Source organism: Chryseobacterium lathyri (genome assembly GCF_003290185.1).
GTDB lineage: Bacteria > Bacteroidota > Bacteroidia > Flavobacteriales > Weeksellaceae > Chryseobacterium > Chryseobacterium lathyri.
Window position 1 is genome coordinate 41,603 of record NZ_QNFY01000002.1, and the last position, 18,814, is coordinate 60,416.

Annotated in this window: 17 protein-coding genes and 2 tRNA genes; 14 read left to right on the forward strand and 5 right to left on the reverse strand. The window is 36.7% G+C overall.

From position 1 onward, the window contains the following. Positions 1-19: 19 nt before the first annotated feature. Positions 20-319 (forward strand): thioredoxin family protein, encoded by a 300-nt coding sequence (locus DRF61_RS02375; RefSeq protein WP_111953691.1) that lies wholly within the window; start codon positions 20-22, stop codon positions 317-319. A 130-nt stretch (positions 320-449) separates the two neighbouring features. On the opposite strand, the gene DRF61_RS02380 is transcribed toward DRF61_RS02375, so the two are convergent. After that, a complete protein-coding gene (locus tag DRF61_RS02380; protein ID WP_111953693.1) occupies positions 450-1,265 on the reverse strand; it encodes a hypothetical protein in 816 nt (271 codons plus the stop codon). A gap of 123 nt (positions 1,266-1,388) precedes the next feature. Continuing rightward, positions 1,389-2,144: a nitrilase-related carbon-nitrogen hydrolase gene (locus DRF61_RS02385; RefSeq protein WP_111953695.1), complete on the reverse strand. Its 756-nt coding sequence runs from the start codon at positions 2,142-2,144 to the stop codon at positions 1,389-1,391. Between the two features lie 99 nt (positions 2,145-2,243). Here DRF61_RS02385 and DRF61_RS02390 point away from each other — a divergent pair, with 99 nt between their 5' ends. From DRF61_RS02390 to DRF61_RS02410, 5 genes are all read left to right on the forward strand, one after another. After that, the gene (locus DRF61_RS02390; protein ID WP_111953697.1) at positions 2,244-2,684 is read left to right on the forward strand and encodes a DUF6646 family protein; all 441 of its coding nucleotides are present in this window, start codon (positions 2,244-2,246) and stop codon (positions 2,682-2,684) included. Positions 2,685-2,787: 103 nt separating this feature from the next. After that, positions 2,788-4,269, forward strand: coding sequence for an RIP metalloprotease RseP (rseP, locus tag DRF61_RS02395; protein WP_111953699.1), 1,482 nt, complete (start codon positions 2,788-2,790; stop codon positions 4,267-4,269). An 81-nt stretch (positions 4,270-4,350) separates the two neighbouring features. After that, positions 4,351-4,427: transfer RNA gene (locus tag DRF61_RS02400), tRNA-Asn, on the forward strand. Between the two features lie 267 nt (positions 4,428-4,694). Further along, positions 4,695-4,771, forward strand: a tRNA-Asn gene (locus DRF61_RS02405). A 585-nt stretch (positions 4,772-5,356) separates the two neighbouring features. After that, a complete protein-coding gene (locus DRF61_RS02410; protein ID WP_228452612.1) occupies positions 5,357-7,885 on the forward strand; it encodes a DUF5686 family protein in 2,529 nt (842 codons plus the stop codon). A gap of 154 nt (positions 7,886-8,039) precedes the next feature. Here DRF61_RS02410 and DRF61_RS23080 read toward each other — a convergent pair whose 3' ends face one another. From DRF61_RS23080 to rplU, 3 genes are all read right to left on the reverse strand, one after another. Continuing rightward, positions 8,040-8,207, reverse strand: a complete 168-nt coding sequence (locus DRF61_RS23080) for a bacteriocin-like protein (protein WP_223557801.1) — start codon at positions 8,205-8,207, stop codon at positions 8,040-8,042. Between the two features lie 199 nt (positions 8,208-8,406). Continuing rightward, positions 8,407-8,664 carry a 50S ribosomal protein L27 gene (gene rpmA / locus DRF61_RS02415; protein WP_111953703.1) on the reverse strand — a complete coding sequence of 86 codons (258 nt, stop codon included), beginning with the start codon at positions 8,662-8,664 and terminating at the stop codon, positions 8,407-8,409. Positions 8,665-8,676: 12 nt separating this feature from the next. Further along, a complete protein-coding gene (gene rplU / locus DRF61_RS02420; RefSeq protein ID WP_111953705.1) occupies positions 8,677-9,252 on the reverse strand; it encodes a 50S ribosomal protein L21 in 576 nt (191 codons plus the stop codon). Between the two features lie 193 nt (positions 9,253-9,445). Between rplU and DRF61_RS02425 the strand changes: the two genes are divergently transcribed. From DRF61_RS02425 to DRF61_RS02460, 8 genes are all read left to right on the forward strand, one after another. Continuing rightward, positions 9,446-10,333 (forward strand): neutral zinc metallopeptidase, encoded by an 888-nt coding sequence (locus DRF61_RS02425; RefSeq protein WP_111953707.1) that lies wholly within the window; start codon positions 9,446-9,448, stop codon positions 10,331-10,333. 114 nt (positions 10,334-10,447) lie between these two features. Continuing rightward, positions 10,448-11,536 carry an acyltransferase family protein gene (locus tag DRF61_RS02430; protein ID WP_111953709.1) on the forward strand — a complete coding sequence of 363 codons (1,089 nt, stop codon included), beginning with the start codon at positions 10,448-10,450 and terminating at the stop codon, positions 11,534-11,536. A 75-nt stretch (positions 11,537-11,611) separates the two neighbouring features. Further along, positions 11,612-12,193, forward strand: coding sequence for a MiaE family protein (locus DRF61_RS02435; protein ID WP_111953711.1), 582 nt, complete (start codon positions 11,612-11,614; stop codon positions 12,191-12,193). 26 nt (positions 12,194-12,219) lie between these two features. Further along, positions 12,220-12,837, forward strand: a complete 618-nt coding sequence (locus DRF61_RS02440; RefSeq protein ID WP_111953713.1) for a DUF502 domain-containing protein — start codon at positions 12,220-12,222, stop codon at positions 12,835-12,837. 149 nt (positions 12,838-12,986) lie between these two features. Continuing rightward, the gene (locus DRF61_RS02445) at positions 12,987-13,907 is read left to right on the forward strand and encodes a DsbA family protein (RefSeq protein ID WP_111953715.1); all 921 of its coding nucleotides are present in this window, start codon (positions 12,987-12,989) and stop codon (positions 13,905-13,907) included. 24 nt (positions 13,908-13,931) lie between these two features. Further along, positions 13,932-15,017, forward strand: coding sequence for an FAD-dependent oxidoreductase (locus DRF61_RS02450; protein ID WP_111953717.1), 1,086 nt, complete (start codon positions 13,932-13,934; stop codon positions 15,015-15,017). 3 nt (positions 15,018-15,020) lie between these two features. Continuing rightward, positions 15,021-16,178: a pyridoxal phosphate-dependent aminotransferase gene (locus tag DRF61_RS02455; protein WP_111953719.1), complete on the forward strand. Its 1,158-nt coding sequence runs from the start codon at positions 15,021-15,023 to the stop codon at positions 16,176-16,178. Positions 16,179-16,340: 162 nt separating this feature from the next. Next, positions 16,341-18,773: a TonB-dependent receptor plug domain-containing protein gene (locus tag DRF61_RS02460; protein ID WP_111953721.1), complete on the forward strand. Its 2,433-nt coding sequence runs from the start codon at positions 16,341-16,343 to the stop codon at positions 18,771-18,773. Positions 18,774-18,814: the final 41 nt, after the last annotated feature.

The window sequence follows — 18,814 nt, forward strand, 5'->3', positions numbered from 1 at the left end:
TTCAATAAAACCAAAAATTATGTCACAAAAATTTCAAGAAATCATCAATTCGGAAAGACCGGTACTTATTGATTTTTTTGCTACCTGGTGCCAACCTTGTAAGGTACAGTCTTCTGTGCTAAATACGGTAAAGGAAAATGTAGGCGAAGGAGCAAGAATCATCAAAATAGATGTAGACCAATATCCTGCAATTGCTGCTCAATATGGAGTAAGGGGAGTCCCTACCCTGGCGGTCTTCAAAAACGGAGAGCTCTTATGGAAAGAAAGCGGCGTCCACGACGTGAATACGCTCACGGAACTGCTTAAACAACATGCTTAAACTGTGATTTTTTCACAGTTTTTTTATTTTTACATCCCATAAATTTCACGAATTTGCACAGGTAATTGAGAATAGCATCCGTCTAGATTCGTGAAATCCATGGGATTTTTATAACAAATTACTTGCGTATTTATGGACAATTTTTCTCATACTCTTTTATGATTCCAATGTAGATTTCAGCCTGCCTGTTTTGTATTTTATCTCCAACGATATAAAATAATCTTTTGGTTTGCTCTCTATCCTTTTTTACTTCTTGTAAAGTTGTTTTATAAATTTCCTGATATTGTAAAGTTTTATCCAAATGCTTTTCCTGCATCATTTCTTTCTCAAAAGAATTTAAATACTGATTAAATGAACTACAATCTCCGGCAATTGCTCTGAAAGCATCAACGATATTTTCAATGGATGATCCCATCTTAGAATTGAACTGACTCTTTTGTTTTACTGCCAAAACCGTGTAAGGTTCACCACTTTTTTGGATATAAAAGTTTGAATGAGTATAATAGCATGCATTCAATCCCATACACTCAAATACATTTGAACTGTATAATTTAATTTTACCATCATAGAGTAAGTATTCGAACGTTTCGGCTGTATCATTGGAAAGATTTCCTTTCTTATCTACCGTTTTAACTTTAATTTTTTCCTGAATTTGAGAAATTTCATCACCTTTATAATAAATAATTTTTCTTACATCTTTAGAGTTTATTTCTTTCCTTTTCTCATCTGCCGCTGTAGTATATTGAAATGCAGATACTCTGTTGTTAACTATTATTTGTCCCAAATTAATAGTTTTAGTAACCGCTTCAACTGAGTTTGCTTTAAATGAAGATCCGTCCTCCAAATGAAATTCAGCCATACTATTTTCTTGATTATGTGTATTTTCCTGCCCATTCATAATCAAATTCAAAATACAGAAGGCAACAAACAGTAATTTTTTGTTCATATATATTATCTTTTCTAATTATGTATTTAAAATTAGAAAAAATCCACAATATATTGTTGAAAAATTAAAAAAACATCTCAATCATTTAATAAAAATCAAAACACTATCATTTTAGCTTCCGAATTATCTAATTTTGATCTCAAAATCATCTCTATCATTTAAAAATTGAAAATGATTTCTAAAACTTTTCAATTCTTGAATATCTAATTCTGCAGAAATAATATTACCATTCTTTTGTGAAATTTCTGTCCCATCTGCAAAAAAACAATGCGAGCTTTCCTGATAAAAAAGACCGTTCCCATCTGTCCCGATTCTGTTTAAACCAAAAACAAAAGACAGGTTTTCTATTGCCCTGGCTTTTAGCAAATGCTCCCAGGCTCCTACTCTTTTTTCAGGCCAGTTGGCCACATATAAAATAGCATCATAATCATCATTGTTTCTCGCAAAAACCGGGAAACGAAGATCGTAGCAGACCTGTAATAAGATCCGGAACCCCTTATAATTTACAATAATCCTTTTATCTCCGGGAGTATACACTTTATCTTCTCCCGAAAAAGAAAACAGGTGCCTTTTATCATAAAACACAGGCTCTGAGCCGGGCTGAACGAAGTACATTCTGTTATAAAACTTTCCGTCCTGCTCTACCGGAGCACTTCCGCAAACAGCTGCATTTTTTTCTTTGGAGATTTTTTTCAGGAATTCAAGAGACTCTTCATTTCTGTCCGAAACTTCAGCTGCATCCATACAGAAGCCGGTAGAAAACATTTCAGGAAGCAGGAAAATATCAGCTTCAAGGTTTTTAAACTGTTCTTCGATGGATTGGAAATTCTTTTCTTTGTTTTTCCAGACAATATCTAAATTAAGTCCTGCAATTTTCATAAACTTTGTTAAAAAACTTCAATAAAAATACGATTTTCCGTTGATTTCGGTTCTATTTTTGATGAGGATATTTCCATTATCAATTTAAAAAGTAAAATTATGAAGAAATTGTTTTTGGTGCTGATGATCGCTTTTTTCGGAACGGCAGCCAATGCGCAGGCATACACGGGTAAAGGCGACCAGAAAGTTCAGGCGGGATTAAGCGCCTGGGGATACGGAACCGGAGTTACCGGGACCTATGATTACGGATTGAATAAGCTTATATCCGTTGGAGCCGGACTGAATGTTTATTTTGATAATTATAAAAATCATGATAAAGACAACCGCGTTTTTGCTTTCGGAAGATTGAATTTCCATCTTAATGAAGCACTTGATCTGCCTGCAAAATGGGACATTTATCCTGGTGTTGATGTTGGTGTGCTTGGCAAGGATTTCGGGATCGGAGCCCATATTGGAGCCCGTTACTTTTTCACCGAGAAAGTGGGCGTTTTTGCAGAAGTAGGCAGCAACGGCAGCATCGGTGTTTCTTTCAACCTGTAGAATTCACGAAATATATGACAAAGCTTCTCATTTAGAGGGGCTTTTTTATTTGGCATAGTTTTGATAATTGTTACCTTTGCAAATTAAAATCTAAAATTTATTAATGGAATTAGCAATCAAGATTTTCCAGTTCATACTAAGTATTTCTATTTTAGTAGTTCTTCATGAGCTTGGACACTTTTTACCGGCAAAATGGTTTAAGACCAGGGCTGAGAAATTCTTCCTGTTTTTCGATCCATGGTTTTCTATCTTTTCAATGAAGAAGATCAACGGAAAATGGCAGTATAAATTTCTTTCCAAAAACCTTCCGGACACAGAAACTATCGTAGTAGACGGAAAAGAGAAAGAAGTTCCTATCGATATATCAAAGCTTTCAGACAACGACTGGAGAAAGCACCCTGAGCAAACGAAATACGGCATCGGATGGCTTCCTTTCGGAGGTTATGTGAAAATTGCAGGAATGATCGATGAAAGCATGGATAAAGAGCAGATGAAAAAACCTGCACAGCCATGGGAATTCAGATCTAAACCAGCCTGGCAGAGGTTAATCATCATGCTGGGAGGGGTTACTGTGAACTTTTTCCTTGCGTGGATTATTTTCGGATGCCTTTCTTACTTCAATGGTGAGAGTTCTTTCGATACCACCAAAGTAGAAACACCAATGCATTATACCAATGTTGCAAAGGCAATGGGGTTTGAAGATGGTGATAAGATCTTAAAAGTAGACGGAAAGGTCCAGAATAACCTGGATAAGCTGTCTTTGGATATTTTATTAAGTGACCAGGTAACGGTTTTAAGAAATGGACAGGAATTTACTTTCAATACAAATGATGACGGGAAGGCACTTGCTTTTAAAGATGAAAATCCAAGAGCATTCCTTACGCCAAGATATGCTCCTGTAATTGATACAATCGTGAACCCTAAAACTGCTGAGGCGGGATTAAAAACAGGTGATCAGGTAGTTTCAGTAAACGGGCAGAAAATCAATTATTATGACGAACTGCAGGGGGCTGTTGTAAAAAACGCAGGCAAGGTTATTAATGTAGAGGTATTAAGAGCCGGCGTAGTGCAGCCACTAAACCTTCAGGTTTCGAAGGAAGGAACATTAGGAATAGCTTCTTATAAGCAGCTTGAAAAGTTTGCCAGCACAAAGCATTTTACTCTTATTGAGTCTATCGGAAGAGGATTTACAAGAAGTATTGAAAGCTTAACCTACCAGGTTAAACAATTTAAACTGGTATTCAACAAGAAAGTTCAGGGTTATAAGAAGGTGGGCGGCCCACTGGCCATCATTAAGAATATGCCGGTAGAAAAGTCTAAAGACGGGGCAGTATCTGTGAACTGGAGCATGTTCTGGAGTTTTACGGCAATGTTTTCTGTATGGCTGGCATTCCTGAACCTTATTCCTATTCCGGGACTTGACGGAGGACACGTTTTGTTTACTTTGTGGGAAGTCATTACGGGGAAACCTGTTCCTCAGAAAGTACTGGAAAATGCACAGATGATCGGGGTTATCTTCCTGCTAGGATTGATGGTACTGATCTTCGGAAGTGATATCTTTAAGGCACTTACGGGCAGTTTATAATTTTTTTGAATTTTTTTCTAAAAAATATTTGTACGGTATAAATATTCGTCCTATATTTGCACCACTTAAAACAAAGGACATTCCTCCTTAGCTCAGTTGGTTAGAGCATCTGACTGTTAATCAGAGGGTCGCTGGTTCGAGCCCAGCAGGAGGAGCCAAAAAGACTTACAGAAATGTGAGTCTTTTTTTTATTTCTATACATTTTGTTAAAGCAGCAGAATATTATTAGCCATAAACAGTTTCTACACATTAATTAAACATTATTTCCGGCATTTATTTCATGGCCGTTTGATTAATTAAAAATTTAATGAAATATTTCTCACTGAAATTCAACATTTTTAGTCAAAAATCACCATTAATTGGGGATAAAATTTGCCTGATATGAATATTCCTTTTATATTTGCAGCACCTTAAACAAAGGAAATTCCTCCTTAGCTCAGTTGGTTAGAGCATCTGACTGTTAATCAGAGGGTCGCTGGTTCGAGCCCAGCAGGAGGAGCCAAAAAGACTTACAGAAATGTGAGTCTTTTTTTGTGCTTTCAAAATACATTATTCACACTTTAATCTTAACCTACAGTATTTTCTTTTTCTAATTATCCACAAGAAATCAAAAGTGTTAGTAATTCTTTCGTAATCCATGATGAGAAGAAAAATCTCATAAACTATTATTTATTGTGGGAAAAATGATTTTTATTACTAACTAACTTACATTAAACAAAATACAATGTTAATAACCTGTGGAAAAGATATCAGCAAGCTATCAGTAATATGACGAATTATATTTATAATTCCGTGAATAACCTATGGATAAACTCTTAACAACATCTTGAAAACCTATTAACAAGCCACTTAAACTTGCGGAAAAACTGTCAAAAAGTTGTTAGTTTCGCTTTTCAATCCAGCTTTATTCACAATCGTTTTTTCATATCAAAACACTTTATGATCAACTCATTAATTATCATAATCTTTTACTGTTATTTTCGTTACATTTGTAGTTTTGTGAACTTTTACATAAAACGTAAAAAAATATGAACTTTTTTGAAGAAACTGCACGCTTTTTGTTTGTGCTAATTGCTTGAAGAACCAAATGATGTTAAACAACAACTCTAAATATTATAATCTATTTTTTCTGCTCTTTATATCCTGCCTGGCATATGCCCAAAATACAGCGAACGGAAGAATTATAGATGCAAAAACCAATAAAGAAATTTCCGGTGTAGATGTCTTTATAAATGATAATACAGAACCTTTTCTCAAAACCACCCTGGGAAGCTTTAGCGTTCAGTCCGACAGTATTATTTATAAACTAAGATTTTCGAAAAAGAGTTACTCCACCGAAACCGTTACTATTACTCCTGAAAACGTGGCCAATGTTTTCGTGCAGCTTTCACAGGAAAAGGTAAGCAGCATCGGTGAAATTGTTATCCACAACGAAAAACCAAAATACAAAAACAAGAAAGAAAATCCTGCCTATGCTATTATGCAGGAGGTATGGAAAAGGAAACGCAATAATGGCCTGGAGAAATTCGATACCTATACTTATAAAGAATATGAGAAGATTCAGTTTGACGCAAACAATCTGGACAGCGCTTTTATGAGTAAAAAAATCTTCAATAAACTGGATTTTATTTTTGATTATGCAGACTCTACAGCTAGCGGAAAGATTGGGCTTCCCATCTTCCTGAATGAATCCATCTACGAAAACTACGGAGAAAACAAACCGGGAAAAAAGACAAAAAGATTACTTGTTGCCCAAAAAACATCAGGCTTCCAGGATAACCAGGTAATTACCATTACGGCAAAAAATCTTTATCGGGATATTAATATTTACGACAATACATTAAATTATTTCGATATAGGGTTTCCAAGCCCCGTGGGGACAAACGGGTTCAGCACCTATGATTATAATTTAACAGACACCATTTCTATCCACGGTGAGAATGCCTACAAAATAAGATACCAGCCTAAAAGAAAAGATGTTTTAGCATTTCAGGGTTATCTTTATATAGATACGGACAACTATGCTGTTTTAGGAGCCACATTAAAGTCTACACAGAAAATCAACGTTAATTTCATCAACAGCATTTCCACAGAACTGGAATATGACAATCCTGATGAGAATACTTTTCTTCCTAAAAAATTTATTACAGAAATAGAGCTTACACCTTTCGCTAAGAAAAGGACTTCCAAAAGTATTATCGCCAAACGGACCGTCGATTATTCTCAATATGATTTCAACAAACCCCTTGATGATAAAGTTTTCACACGGAAACAGGAAGAGTATGATGATAAATTTGTAGATAAAGATGACGCTTATTGGCTAAAAGCAAGACCTGACTCGTTATCGAAATCAGAACAAGGCGTTTATGAAATGCTTGACAGGCTTCAGCAGACACCAAAATTCAACCGTATTGTTAAAATCTATGAAACACTTGCATCCGGATATTATAATGCGTTTAAAGGCATTGATATCGGTCCTATTTTTTCAATTTACGGTAAAAACGAAGTGGAAGGCGACAGAATAAGACTTGGAGCAAGAACTTACTTTGGGCAAAACGACCCTTGGAGAGTTCAATTCTATACTGCATATGGTTTCAAAGATCAACAGGTTAAATATGGTGCAGAAGGCCGTTATATGTTCAACCGGGTCAACAGATTTATGATCGGCGCCGGTACGAAGAGGGATATTGAGCAGCTGGGTGTGCAACTTACCACTGATGATGGAATCATGGCACGTACCTTTGCATCATCCACTCTTTTTGCAAGGGGAGAGAATGCTTCTTTGAGCTCCATTAACAAAACTAACATTTTTGCTTCCATTGAGCCATGGAAAAACTTCCAGGTTCGAGTAGATGGAACATTGCAGAGCATAAAATCAGCCAATCCTGATAAATTCAGCTTAATGTATTACCGGAATGGTGATCTGAGAAAAACACTTAACGATTCTCACGTTACTTTAAGTTTAATTGCAAGACCGGGAGCAAAGTTCTCCCAGACAGGAGTTGACCGTTATGAGCACGGAACACTGGCCCCTACCATTATCCTTAAATACACTAGAGGTATTGAAGGCCTTTTTAACGGTGATTTCAACTATAACAGGCTCCAGTTTATGTTCTACAAGCCAATCCTAATTGGAAGCTGGGGGAAAACCATCGTAAACTTTGAAGCCGGAAAAACTTTTGATACAGTTCCATTGGCTCTGCAGAATGTAATTCCCGGAAACCAGTCGTACAGCCTGGCACAGAATACTTTTTCACAGCTTAACTATTATGAATTTGTAGCAGACACTTATACAACACTACACCTTGAACATCATTTCAATGGAAAAATACTTTCTTTTATCCCTTTGATCAAAAAACTTAAACTTAGAGAAATCGCTTTCATCAGAAGTGCTTACGGAACTTTAAGTGATGCTTCCAAGGCCATTAATGTAGATGGATTCAAATATTCAGCACCAAGCGAGCAGATCTATTTTGAATACGGATTCGGAATTGAAAATATCGGAATCGGAAACCTTAGAATATTTAGGGTTGACTTTAACTGGAGAGGAAATTACCTTGACAGGCCGGATATTTCAACATTTGGAATAAAAGCAGGATTCCAGGTCGGATTTTAAAATACAAGCTCCTTGTCTACTTGACAAGGAGCTTTTTTGATCAATTACAGATGAGTCTATCTACACAGCAGGCGTAAAAATTTTTACAGCAGTATGTTTTAATATAAAAACCTCAGCACTGCCGAGGTTTATATTTTTCAATAACTTATTTATTCTAACATCCGCATGGATCCGGATCTATAATCATGTTACGGCACATTAATCTCTGTTGTGGAGTCCATGTGCACCATTCTACGCAAGTAGTTGCAGGAGGAGGACATGCTAAAGCACCACCATCTATTGTTCTCAATTGTTTTTTTGATAGCTTTTTTAGATTTTTCATAGTATTTTGTTTTAATTTGTTGCCTACTCTATCTGCTTTTCGGCATCCGCAAATGATTTGTTATTTGATTGTTAACAAATATATAAATATTTCACTACAATAAGAATATTAGCAAAAATATTTTTCTTTTCACAGAATTAAGCACAAAAAAAACCTCAGCCATTGGCTGAGGTTTAAATTTTATAAAACGCTTAAATAATTATGCGTTTGGCTCTACAGATACGAAAGATCTGTTGTTTGCTTTCTTTCTGAAAACTACTTTACCGTCTACTAATGCAAACAAAGTATGGTCTTTTCCAATACCCACGTTTTCACCCGGGTGGTGTTGTGTACCTCTCTGTCTGATAATAATATTTCCGGCAATAGCTTCTTGTCCACCGAAAATCTTCACACCTAATCTCTTAGAGTGAGACTCTCTACCGTTCTTGGAACTACCGACTCCTTTCTTGTGTGCCATTTTATTACTGGATTATTTGTTAAGTGCTTTAAATTGATCAATATTCTTAACGATAGCAGCATCTACTTCTTCGTGAGTAAGAACATTCTTTTCTAATTCAACTTTAACCGCTTTACCTAAAGTAATTAAAGTTTCTCTGTTTTCTTTAGACTGAGACAGGTTGTTTTTCTTTAAGTGATAGTTCAGTTCGTGATCTTCACCAAAGTTAACCGTTGCGTTGTCTGAAAGAACTTCAGCCTTTACAGTTTCTTTTTTAGCAGCTTTCTTAGTACTTCCGTCAAAACCAGTGATACCAGTGATTTTAATTTGAGTTAAAGATTGTCTGTGACCGTTTTTCACCTGATAACCTTTTCTTCTTTTCTTTTTGAAAACGATTACTTTATCAGCTTTTACATGGTCTAGGATCTCTGCATCTACAGTGATTCCGTTTACAGCTGGGGCGCCAACAGTGATTGAACCGTTTACAGTAAGAAGAATTTTGTCAAAAGAAACTTTGTCTCCTTTTTCTCCTTTTAAACGGTTTACAAACAACTTCTGGTCTTGCTCAACTTTGTATTGAAGCCCTGCTATTTCTACAATTGCAAACATTGTTTATAAATTTTTAGTTATTTCGAGGTGCAAATATATGAATAAATTTCCAAATAGCTTACAATCAGTCCCGTATTTTTAGTAAAAATAATAACAAAATCCATTTCACTATGTTTTGAATAATTTTTAACATTAATATGCTCATACTTAAGAGATAATTTTATACCTTCGTTATCACCAAAAAATATTTTATATGAAAAGAAACTTTAAATTCTGCTTATTAGCAGGAGCCATTGCCGCTTTTTCATTATCAGCGTGCCGTGATGACAAAATGGAAGAATCTGTCCTTCCTGAATCTCAATCTGCAAGTGCAAAGATCGAACAACCCGGAGAACTTCAAAAAAGCTGCTCCTATGTAGATCAGTACTGGAGTTCAACCGCAGTGCTTAAAACGGGTCTTTCAAACACAACAGACACCAACTTTATGAATTCCCAGATGACTAAAATCGCCAGTCTTTGGGGAAGAAGCAATCCAACTCTTCGTTTTGTAGACGATCCTTCCAATTTCAATTCCACCTACAATGCGATCTCTTATTCCACAGGAAAAATTTATTATGGTTACGCAATCTATGCGGATGCAAAGAATAAAGGAGGAGATATCGTGAATGCCATGATCCTTGCTCATGAATACGGGCACCAGTTACAGTATATTTTCGGTCTTCCTACTGTAAACGAATCTACAGCAAGACCAAACGAACTGGAAGCAGACGGTTTTGCAGGATATTATTTAAGAAGACCAAACGGATACAACAAAACCAGTTTCGCTGAAATTGCTGCAGCTTATGAATTTGCACAGAGCATCGGTGACTACCAGACCACAAGCGCGAATCACCACGGAACTCCTCCTCAAAGAAGATCTGCAGTACGTTTAGGATTCCTTCTTGGGCAGTACGATCTTAACGCAGCCAATTTTGACTACAATTTCTTCTACTATTATCAGGGCGTGTTAAACGGCACCTACAAAATGGGCAAAAACACTGTAAATCCGGAGATCGATGCTTATATGAGCCAGTATATCGATGAACTTAGAAAGATCCAGACCGGAGAAATTTCTGAAGAAGAATTTAAGCACCTTAAATAACATTCATTTTTAGCATATTTAACAAAGGAGACAGGCAGCAATGCTCTGTCTCTTTTTAGTTTATTTGATAAATATCCCAAACTTTATTTATTTTTGAACCATATCCTACAACACATGAACAGAGATCTCTATATTGATTTTGCCAAGGGAATGGCAACCCTCTCCATTATATTCATCCATACCGCTTTTTGGTCCGGGCAGTTTTATATTCCTGCCGAGGTGAGAGTATTTTCCCTGGTATTTGATGTAGCCCTCTTTTATGCTTTAAGCGGAATCACATCAGGATCAAACATCGAAAAAACATTTTACAGGTTATTAAAACTTCAGATCACTTATATGATCTTTGTAACATTTCTGTTCTTTCTGGATTATTTTTTCAAGGTCTTCGGATTAACGTTCTTTTCCCTGGAATGGCTCCAGAGTTTCTATTCAACCTTTGGTTCAAAATATGCAGCGACCAGCGTATCAGATATTCCGCAATGGCAGAATCTTGGCAACTGGTATCTTCACCAGTACACAAACGCTGATACATTCCCCGTTGTCATGGGAAGCTTCTGGTATCTGAAAGTATATTTTATACTGGCTGTTTTCGGAGTACTGATCTTAAGATTCTTCCCAAAACATGTCAACTGGTTCATAGCACTATGCCTGACACTGACTCTAATATTTAATGTTTTCCCGGAATATTATCCCGGAGGACAGGTAGGCTATGTCGCTTTTTATCTTGCCATCTTTTTAATTGCCAACAGAATGCGTGGTGAAAAGATTCCCGCAAAAGCAATCCCTGTTTTATATATGATAGTCGCAGCAGCACTGATCTGGATGTTTTGGTATTATGGAAATGAGATTTTCTACAAAATCAATAAAAATAAATTCCCGCCAAAAATTCCTTATATCATTTGGTCACTGTTTTCATTAACGACATTATTTGTACTTTATAACAGATTAAAGATTACAAAAGAAAATTTCGTTACCTACATTGGTAAAAATGCCATATTTTTTTATTTCGCACAGGGTATAAGCTCATCACTCGTCTATTTCATTGTGGTTGCCTTACAGGAAAACATGCCGTGGTGGGTGCTCATGATTTTAATTTATACCGTTAATGTAATCTTTGCTTTCATTATTGCGGCTGGATTGAAAAAAGTGGATGATACAGGCTGGAAAATTCTGGAATTTTTAAGAAAAAAAACAGCTTCTTAACGCTTTAGCAATCAATTTGAAATAAAATAATTTTTCTTATCGCAATTTATTTTAATTTTACAGAAAATTCAAAGCATGTTTAAGTTGAAACTTCCCACCGATCCAAGGTGGGCAAATATTGCAGAGGAAAACATTGAAGAAATTTTAACGGATCACGCGTGGTGTGAGCAAAAAGCAGCAACTAATGCTATTGGCTTAATCACTATGCTTCCCGAATATCCTGAAATTGTTACTGAGCTTCTCGCCATCGCGCAGGAAGAGCTGGATCATTTCAATCAGGTTCATGAGATCATTAAAAAACGGGGGTATACTTTTGGGCGTACTAGAAAAGATGACTATGTAAATGAACTTGTGAATTTCATTCAGAAAGGAGGCAACAGAGATGATCTCATTGTTGACAAAATGCTTTTTGCCGCTATGATAGAAGCCAGAAGCTGTGAAAGATTTAAAGTTCTTACTGAAAACATTAAAGATGAAGAGCTGAAGACATTTTATAAAGAGCTGATGATCTCTGAAGCTAACCATTATACAACATTTATAGGATTTGCGAGACAGCTTGGAAATCCCGAAAAAGTAAACAAGCGCTGGGACGCATGGCTGGAATATGAAGCCAATATCATTAAATCTTACGGAAACAAAGAAACAATCCACGGTTAAAAAAATAAAAAAGTAAAGAATCCACGTTGAAAAAACTGACCTTCGAAAATATTGCCAATTTTTTTCTGAAAAATTTCTTTCAGGGGTTGGTTATTATTGGTCCAATCGGACTTACTATTTTTGTGATCTGGTATGTTGTAAGCGCTGTTGACAACATTATTCCTTCTGTCGCAAAAGAGATTCCGGGTCTTGTTTTTGTTTCAACGATACTTATCACAGCAGTTCTGGGATATCTCGGAAATAAATTTGTCGTAGGTAAATTCTTTTTCGATACTATGGATAGCCTTCTGGAAAAAATTCCGGGAGTAAAGCATATTTATACCCCTACAAAAGACGTTATGTCATCATTTGTAGGAGACAAAAAGAAATTCAACGATCCTGTCTGGGTAAAGACAAATGAAAATCCGGAGATTTGGAGAATCGGCTTTCTGACTCAAAAAGAAATGTCAGACGTTGAAAAACACAATTACGTGGCGGTATACCTGCCCCATTCCTACGCTATTTCAGGCTGGGTAATAGTTACTGAAGAAAAAAACATCAAACCTGTAGTGGGAATGACCGCAGCTTCTGCCATGAAGTTTGCAGTGAGTGGTGGTGTCGCAGGGTTTCATTCGGACGACAATATCTTTAAAGCTCCGGAATAATTCTACTTTATTATTCTTTCAATAATAACCGGTCTGGTTATTATTCCTTTGTCCTGCCCAAATATTATGTTAACCAAAAAAACTTCATTTTGGACATTTTTACCTACCTACTTTTATTCTTTAATTTACTTAACTCAAACAACAATAATATGAACAAGAATCCTCTTCTAAATTGTGATCCGGAAAAAGGAATATGCGAAATCCTGGAAACACAAGATTCAGAATACTCAACAGAACAGCTTCAGGGTACTAAAGATAAAATCACCATTATTTATTACACAGATCCCATCTGCTCTTCCTGCTGGGGAATTGAAGCCCAGCTGAGAAAAATGAAATTAGAATATGGCAATTCGGTAGAAATAGATTACAGAATGGGAGGGCTTTTACCATCATGGGATATTTACAATTCCGGAGGGATCAGTAAACCAAGTGATGTTGCCGGCCATTGGGAAGAGGTAAGTCCTTATTATAAAATGCCGATTGAAGGAGGAGTCTGGCTGACAGATCCTTTAAATTCTTCCTATCCCCCATCCATTGCTTTTAAAGCAGCACAAATGCAGGATAAAAAGAAAGCTGTAAACTATATGAGAATTATCCGTGAAATGGTTTTTCTTGATAAATTAAACATTACAAAATCCGAGCATCTTGAAAAAGCAGCGGAAATGGCAGGATTAGATGTAGCCCAGTGGAAAGAGGATTATGAATCCAAAGCTCAGATCGAATTCAAAAAAGATCTGGACCTTGGAAGACAGCTTGGGGTAAGAGGATTCCCTACTTTGATCTTCACCAAAGACGATGAAATCTTAGACATTCTCTACGGTTTTAAACCTTATACAGATTTTGAACGCAGAATAACAAAAATAAGCCCTGACGCAAAAAAACAGGAATATTCTACAGAACCAGACCAGTTGTTTGCAGTTTATCCTACTCTAACCACCCAGGAATTTGCTGTTCTTTCCAATATCTCTTTCGATAAAGCATTTGATACGCTCAAGAAACTTACTGAAGAAAACAAAGTCTCCCGCAAAAAATACAAAAACGGAGATCTTTGGATTTGTAATAAAAACTAATAACACTATTTAAAACTAATAAGGATGTATAAAGTTGCAATCATAGGAGCGGGAGTTTCCGGATTGAGTATGGCAAATTATTTGGAAAAAAATAATATTGATTACCATATTTATGAAAGAAGAACTCAAAATGACCTGAAGGGACACGGATTTATCCTTCCCAAAGAAGGCATTGAATACCTTTCCAATATCATTAATATTGATGATCTCTACAAAAAAGGCCAGTTTTTAAAAAAGTATCTTCACTACCATCAAAATGGCGAGATTCTTTCTGAAAAAGACCTTGAAGATGTTTTTGTCGTTTCAAGAAGTACCCTGATAGAGATTTTGGCCGAAGGCATTCCTTCCGATAAAATATCTTATGATACAACAGTTACCCTGAATGGTTTTTCCGGCGGGAAATCCTGTATAACACTCAATGACGGCACATCCTTAGAAGCTGACATTATTATAGCTTCAGACGGTTCAAGAAGCAGAATCAGAAGAAAAATTTTTGAAGATGAAAAAATGAAAGCCGTTTTAGAAAATGAAGTGGTCAATATTATTGAAAATGAAGAAATTGCCAGCAAGCTTGAAAGTAATTTTTTGAAATTTCATCATGAAAACGGCGGCCTTACGTTCGGAGTATTAAAGCTTTCCTCTACAAAAATACTATGGTACTGCCAGTTTGATATTACCCGGTTTTTCATCAATGAAGATTATACTCCAGACTGTATCAAACAATTCATTGTTGATAATTTCGGAGACTGGAATCCTCTTATGTCCTCGATTATCAATGATTCCAGCTATGAAAATGCCCACATATGGAGGGTGTATGAATTGGAAAAGCTCAATCCTTTTTATCACGAAAATATTGTATTTATAGGCGATGCGGCTCATCCTCTGATTCCTTTTACAAGTCAGGGTGTTACTTCGGCTTTAAAAGACTCTTATGTTTTAACAAGCCTTTTACTGGAAGACAATAATCTTCCGGAAACTTTCCAGAAATATGAGGAAGAGAGAAAAGCAGAAATTGAGATCCACATCAAAAACGGAAGAACACTCCTGAACCAGTTCCTGCTTCCATTAAACGAGCAGCAAAAAAACACCTTACCAATTTCATACAAATAAAAAATGTTTACAAATAAAGATATCAATTTTGAGGCCCTGAAAAGAAAAGCGTATAACGGAAGATGGGCAACCCTGGAAAACGGAATTATTCCTTTAACAGCAGCAGATCCGGATTTCAGAATGTCTCCCGAGATCGAGCAGGGAATTATTGAATATATCAAAGACGGATACCTCAGCTATGGTCCGTTTTCAGGAATTCCTGAATTCAAAAAGAGCGTTGCAAAACACTTCAATACGGAAAAGAACGGAAGTTTTACCCCGGAAAATGTTTTAGCAGTGAACAGTGCTGCCCAGGGAATGTTTCTGGTCGCCAAATATGTTTTAGGCCCCGGAGATGAGGCTATTATTTTCGATCCGGTGGATTTCCTGTTCAAAAAGACAGTGGAAGCAGCGGGGGGAAACATCAAATTATGCGCTGTTGATTCCAAAACAGGAGAGATCGATTTTGAAATGCTGACTTCTTTAATCTCATCAAAAACAAAACTGATCAGCATCTGCAATCCTCACAATCCGGTGGGAAGGGTTTATTCAAAAGAGGTTTTAATAAAAATTTCAGAAATAGCTGAAGCTCATAATCTATGGGTAATGAGTGACGAGATCTGGAGTGATATCGTTTATGACAAGAAAGAATTCAATACGTATTCTTCAGTCTCAGAAGCTGCAAAAAAGAAGAGCTTTACTGTTTTTGGATTTTCAAAATCATTCGGGATCGCCGGTTTGAGAATTGGAGCTGTTTTGTGTAATGATCAGGAACTTTTGGATGATTTTACCGAAAAATCCCAGTTCAATTCTACCATTGAAGGTGTTTCTACATTATCTCAGATTGCAGCAAGTGTGGCTATTGAAAAGGCCAAGCCGTGGTTTAATGATTTCCTTGAGCATTTGCAGCACAACAGGGATCTTGCCTATAGCATGTTGAGTAATTCCGGTATTTTAACCCCGAATTTACCTGAAGCAACGTTTGTTATTTTCCCGAAAATTGAAAACGGATTTTCAAGCGAAGCCTTTACACAGCACGTTTTAAAAGAGGGAAAAGTAGCTGTTGTTCCAGGCTCTGAAAGATGGTTTGGAAAAGGTGCCGAAGGTCATATCAGGATTTGCTTTTCTACTTCCAGGGAAATTCTGGAAGAGGGACTTAGCCGCATTATCAAAAGTTTTTAAAGTTAATATTTTTCATCATTACAAACATATTGATTAAAATCTTTCTTTATTTAATTAAAATTTAACTTAATTTAAATAATTCTTACACAATAGCATATTTTCATATTGATTTGAGATTAAAATTCAATATTTTTGATACAATCACTAACTTAAATATGAAATATGAAATTAAAGTACACAAGTGTTCTTTTTTTGGGAACAGTTTCGATGTTGTATTCGCAAAATACAAATGATACGATTTCCAAGGAATCAAAAATAGAGGAAGTTTCCATTACCGGAAGCCGGAATAAAAAAAGGACCGTCACCAACACTCCTGTTCCCGTTGATGTAATTGATATTAAACAAGTTAGCCAGTCGACGGGACAGATAGAAGTCAACCAGCTTCTTCAGTTCAGTGCCCCTTCCTTCAATTCCAATAAACAGTCGGGATCAGACGGCGCTGATGCAACTGACCCAGCAACCCTTCGTGGACTTGGCCCGGATCAGACCTTGCTTTTACTGAACGGAAAAAGATATCACCAATCCTCACTGATTAATGTTTTTGGAACAAAAGGAAGAGGAAACACAGGATCGGATATGAACACCATTCCGATCGGGGCGATAAAAAGGATTGAAGTGCTTCGGGACGGAGCCTCAGCACAATACGGATCTGATGCGATAGCCGGGGTTATCAATGTTATTCTTAATGACCACAGTCAGGGTTTTGAGGGCAATGCCTTTTATGGAATGAATCTTTTTAAAAGCCCCGGGAACAAAGATGTGGTATCGGATCATAAAATAGACGGAACTACTTTCGATTTCAGCGGAAATCTGGGAACCAAAATAGGCAACAAAGGAGGTTTCGGTAATTTCACTATTGAATTTGTCAATAAAGACCGTACCATACGGAATGCCAATCCGGAAAAGTATTCATCTCCAAGGGAAAGGTTTGGGGATGCAAAATCACAGAATATTTATTTCTTCGGAAATGTAGAGCTTCCCCTGTCTGACGGGTTGAAATTCTATTCCCGCCAGGGATTTTCCTATCGTAAGACGAATGCCTATGCATGGACAAGATCACCGGATGCCGACGGAAATATCCCTGAAGTTTATCCTAACGGTTTTAATCCTATAGAAGATACCAGCATTACAGATTTCACTTTTGACAACGGTCTGAAATTTAAAGTTGCTAGCTGGGATCTCGATTTTTACAATGCATTCGGAAGCAACAGGTTTACTTATCAGATAGACAATACAATTAATGCCACTCTGGGAATAAAATCTCCTACGAGTTTTAATGCCGGTGGACATTCTCTTTTGCAGAATACAACAGGTTTTAATGCTTCAAAACAGTTTAAGGTATTGGAAGGTTTAAACGTTGCTCTCGGATCCGAATTCAGATATGAAGAATTTGAGATTATTAAAGGAGAAGAAGCATCATATGCAATGTATGACGTTAACGGAAATATTGTAACATCTGACACTCCTGAAGGTCTCCTTGTTACCAATCCATTATCCGGCGATGTGCGCCCCGGCGGCTCGCAGGGATTTCCTGGATATTCACAGGAATTTAATAAAAACAGGAATAATTTTGCTGCTTATGTAGACACTGAACTGGATATCACCAAAGACTGGATGATCAGCGTGGCAGGAAGGTTTGAAAACTACAGTGACTTCGGAAGTACTTTGAATGGTAAATTTGCGACACGGTATGCCATTACTCCTCAATTTGCATTCAGAGGCTCGGTATCTACAGGATTCAGGGCGCCTTCTCTGGCACAAAAATATTACAGTCTTCAGTTTACGAACTTTCAAGGAGGAAATCTTGTAACGATACAGCTTGCTGCTAATGATAGCAACCTTGCACAAACAGTTGGAATTCCACAATTAAAGCAAGAAACCTCGTTAAATGGAAGTGCCGGATTCACTTTCAATACAGGAAAGTTTACGGCAACAGTGGATGGATATTACATTAAAGTAAAAGACCGGATTGTATTGACAGGAAATTTCACACAGGATGATGATGCTATAGGTCAAATACTAGCTGATAATCATATCGACCAGGCCCAGTTTTTCACCAATGCAATAGATACCAGAACAAAAGGGGTTGATATTATATTAAGCTACACGGAAAATATTGGTTCGGGAAAGCTTTCCGCTACTTTAGCAGGAAACTACAATGACATGGAAATCACTAAAATCAATACTTCAGAAAAGTTAAAAGGAAAAGAGGACGTCTACCTGAGTGCGAGAGAAAGAGCATTCATTTTAGCGTCCGCTCCCAAAACAAAGGTCAATCTGAACTTAAATTACAAAATTGATAAGTTCAATGCCAATCTTCAGCTGGTAAGATTTGATAAGGTAAAGCTGATAGGCTACAACGGTGCAGATGACTACCAGCTTTATGGAGCAAAAATAACAACCGACTTATCTTTTGGTTATGAATTTTCCAAAAGCTTCAATCTTACTATTGGAAGCAAAAACCTGTTTAACCGTTATCCTACATTACAAACTGCCGCTGTAGACGGTAATACAGAATCCGGAGGCATTTTCGATCCTGTACAGATGGGTTTTGCAGGAAGACAGGCTTTCGCAAGACTTAATTTTAAGTTTTAAAATAAGTATAAAGGGCTGTATCAACGTAAAGAATAATCAAC

Coding starts and splice junctions, on each gene's coding strand:
- DRF61_RS02375 (WP_111953691.1), top strand. CDS start 20: ATGTCACAAAAATTTCAAGAAATCATCAATTCGGAAAGACCGGTACTT.
- DRF61_RS02380 (WP_111953693.1), bottom strand. CDS start 1,265: ATGAACAAAAAATTACTGTTTGTTGCCTTCTGTATTTTGAATTTGATT.
- DRF61_RS02385 (WP_111953695.1), bottom strand. CDS start 2,144: ATGAAAATTGCAGGACTTAATTTAGATATTGTCTGGAAAAACAAAGAA.
- DRF61_RS02390 (WP_111953697.1), top strand. CDS start 2,244: ATGAAGAAATTGTTTTTGGTGCTGATGATCGCTTTTTTCGGAACGGCA.
- rseP (WP_111953699.1), top strand. CDS start 2,788: ATGGAATTAGCAATCAAGATTTTCCAGTTCATACTAAGTATTTCTATT.
- DRF61_RS02410 (WP_228452612.1), top strand. CDS start 5,357: ATGATGTTAAACAACAACTCTAAATATTATAATCTATTTTTTCTGCTC.
- DRF61_RS23080 (WP_223557801.1), bottom strand. CDS start 8,207: ATGAAAAATCTAAAAAAGCTATCAAAAAAACAATTGAGAACAATAGAT.
- rpmA (WP_111953703.1), bottom strand. CDS start 8,664: ATGGCACACAAGAAAGGAGTCGGTAGTTCCAAGAACGGTAGAGAGTCT.
- rplU (WP_111953705.1), bottom strand. CDS start 9,252: ATGTTTGCAATTGTAGAAATAGCAGGGCTTCAATACAAAGTTGAGCAA.
- DRF61_RS02425 (WP_111953707.1), top strand. CDS start 9,446: ATGAAAAGAAACTTTAAATTCTGCTTATTAGCAGGAGCCATTGCCGCT.
- DRF61_RS02430 (WP_111953709.1), top strand. CDS start 10,448: ATGAACAGAGATCTCTATATTGATTTTGCCAAGGGAATGGCAACCCTC.
- DRF61_RS02435 (WP_111953711.1), top strand. CDS start 11,612: ATGTTTAAGTTGAAACTTCCCACCGATCCAAGGTGGGCAAATATTGCA.
- DRF61_RS02445 (WP_111953715.1), top strand. CDS start 12,987: ATGAACAAGAATCCTCTTCTAAATTGTGATCCGGAAAAAGGAATATGC.
- DRF61_RS02450 (WP_111953717.1), top strand. CDS start 13,932: ATGTATAAAGTTGCAATCATAGGAGCGGGAGTTTCCGGATTGAGTATG.
- DRF61_RS02455 (WP_111953719.1), top strand. CDS start 15,021: ATGTTTACAAATAAAGATATCAATTTTGAGGCCCTGAAAAGAAAAGCG.
- DRF61_RS02460 (WP_111953721.1), top strand. CDS start 16,341: ATGAAATTAAAGTACACAAGTGTTCTTTTTTTGGGAACAGTTTCGATG.